This is a genomic window from Psychrobacter sp. DAB_AL32B (genome assembly GCF_002224105.1).
Classification (GTDB): domain Bacteria; phylum Pseudomonadota; class Gammaproteobacteria; order Pseudomonadales; family Moraxellaceae; genus Psychrobacter.
Window position 1 is genome coordinate 1 of record NZ_NEXU01000114.1, and the last position, 2,493, is coordinate 2,493.

Below are 2,493 nucleotides of genomic sequence, written 5' to 3' on the forward strand. Positions count from 1 at the left end.
GGGTTTATTCAATACTTTTGACCGCAAAAACTATTTTTATCCTGACTTACCTAAAGGCTATCAAATTACCCAAATGGCCAACCCTATCGTAGGCGAAGGTTATATCGATGTTGTGGTCAACGAAGGTGAAAAGAATGAATACCCTAAACGCATGGGTATCACTCGCGCGCATTTAGAAGAAGATGCTGGGAAATCCGTTCATGATGCCGTTGATGGTATGACTGGCGTGGATCTTAACCGTGCTGGCACACCATTGATTGAAATCGTATCTGAGCCTGATATGCGTTCAGCTCATGAGGCGCTTGCCTATATTAAAGCCATTCATCAGCTGGTGACTTGGCTTGGTATCTCAGATGCTATCATGGCGGAAGGCTCATTCCGCTGTGATTGTAACGTCTCTATTCGTAAGCCTGGCGCTGAACTTGGTACCCGTACTGAGCTAAAAAATCTGAACTCGTTCCGCTTTATCGAGCGCGCTATCAATCGTGAAATCGAACGTCAAATCGACATCTTAGAAGACGGCGGCAAGATCTTACAGGCAACGATGCTTTATGATCCCGAGCGCGACGAAACTCGTGTTATGCGTACTAAAGAAGACGCCAACGACTATCGCTATTTTCCTGATCCTGATTTGCTACCTGTGCGTATCGAGCAGCATACGGTTGATAGCATCCGTGCGGCAATGCCGGAACTGCCGGTGGCTCGTCGTGCCCGTTTTGAAGAAGCGCTTGTTCTATCAGAATACGACGCTCGTATCTTGACTGGTAGCCGTCAAATTGCCGATTACTTCGAAGATGTGGTGGCTGAAATTGATCAGCAAGATGCCAAAATAGCGGCTAACTGGGTCATGGGCGACCTACTGGGTGCGCTGAATAAAGATGATAAAGAAATTACTGACTCCCCTATCAGCGCCAAGCAATTGGCTGGCATGCTAAAACGTATCAAAGACGATACGCTATCTGGCAAATTGGCTAAGAAAGTATTTGGGGCCTTGTATGAGCGTGAAGGCGGCGATGCTGATGACGCGGCAGATAAAATCATCGAAGAAAAAGGCCTTAAGCAAGAAACGGATACCGGTGCTATCAAAGCCATCGTTGAAGAGGTCATCGCTAAAAATGTAGTGATGGTTGAAGAGTATCGCGGCGGCAAAGAAAAAGCCTTTAACGGTCTAGTTGGACAAGTCATGAAAGCCAGCCGTGGTAGTGCTAACCCGCAGCAAGTAAATCAGATCCTAAAAGAGCTATTAGGTTAAGGTTCACTGCTCGTTGGTTGAGCTGACTGTTATAGGTAAAATACGACTGTAGATTTTGGCTAAAATAAATAGCTCTTGCAATATACATAATTTTGCGTAAAATAGTCAGTCATTCGGGGCGTAGCGCAGTCTGGTAGCGCACTACACTGGGGGTGTAGGGGTCGCAGGTTCAAATCCTGCCGTTCCGACCAAACATAGCAGTAATCGAGAAAAGCCAATCATTGTTTTCAATGGTTGGCTTTTTTTATGCTAAATTTGGCTAGGGATTGTATGATGGTTCATTAAGTAAATAATAATAAAAATCTTGCAAGACACGATGAGTAACCGAAAGCCAGCCGTTCACCCATCTTTAGGCTGGTAATGCCTTGCAGCTATTTTGGTTTAAGGGTGTGTAAAGGTCTGAATTGTGTCGTATAAAGATGAAGCGCGTAAGTATCAATTATTGAATACAACTTTTGAGCGTAATTTATCAAAACCAACTTATGAGCAGATTGAAAATTTAGTTTTCTTTGATAAAGACTGTAATGATATCCAGCGCAAAAATAACTATACTTTTTTAGCTAACCTAGAGGAAGCCATAAATAGTTATGTACAAGAAAGTGAAATAGACTATCAAAAAGACAATACGTTTGATGGTAGTCCTGATTGCGGGTGTGATTATGATTGTGAATGCAGTTTAAATGTTTTTGCAATGTCTACATTCAAAAATATAGCGCGGCAATTTAATTTAGATCTAGAGAATAATAACACTCTAGTAAATAATGCATTAGCTGGTTTTACAGTAGGAGAGCAACAGAGGTTATTAAGTTGTAATATCGCAGAGGTAGTAAGAATAATAATGTATAAAAGTTTGTCATATCTATCATACGATCTAGGTTTTTATGATATTTCTTTCAAACATCATGAAGTAGCAATTATCATGTATGGAGGAATAATGGTTGATGTACGAGTTGATATTACTGATTACCTAGAAGAAGAAATTTCAGCTAGGGGTAAAAAAGCGTCTGATGCAAGGTGGCAGCCACATAGAGAAGAAAAAAAGGAACGTAAAAAGAAATATGTTAAGATTATGAAAGACAAAGGGTTTAGCACTTACACCGATGCAGCTAGTTATATTAAATTGCATGTTGATACAGATAAAACACCGTCATTCCCTACTGTATGTCGTCTATTAAGCGAAGCTGATAAGGGTGACTTCTCATAGCAGATTGTCGCATGCATGCATTGAACGCTCTATGCGA

The 2,493-nt window shown here is 41.4% G+C and carries 2 protein-coding genes and 1 tRNA gene; all 3 read left to right on the forward strand.

Going from position 1 to position 2,493, the window contains the following annotated elements:
- On the forward strand, positions 1-1,252 hold a 1,252-nt coding region (gene gatB, locus CAN34_RS12645; RefSeq protein WP_089555921.1), incomplete at its 5' end, for an Asp-tRNA(Asn)/Glu-tRNA(Gln) amidotransferase subunit GatB.
- 114 nt (positions 1,253-1,366) lie between these two features.
- Positions 1,367-1,443 (forward strand) — tRNA-Pro (locus tag CAN34_RS12650).
- A gap of 215 nt (positions 1,444-1,658) precedes the next feature.
- On the forward strand, positions 1,659-2,456 hold the full coding sequence (locus CAN34_RS12655; RefSeq protein ID WP_089555922.1) for a hypothetical protein: 798 nt from the start codon (positions 1,659-1,661) through the stop codon (positions 2,454-2,456).
- The last annotated feature ends 37 nt before the right edge of the window (positions 2,457-2,493 follow it).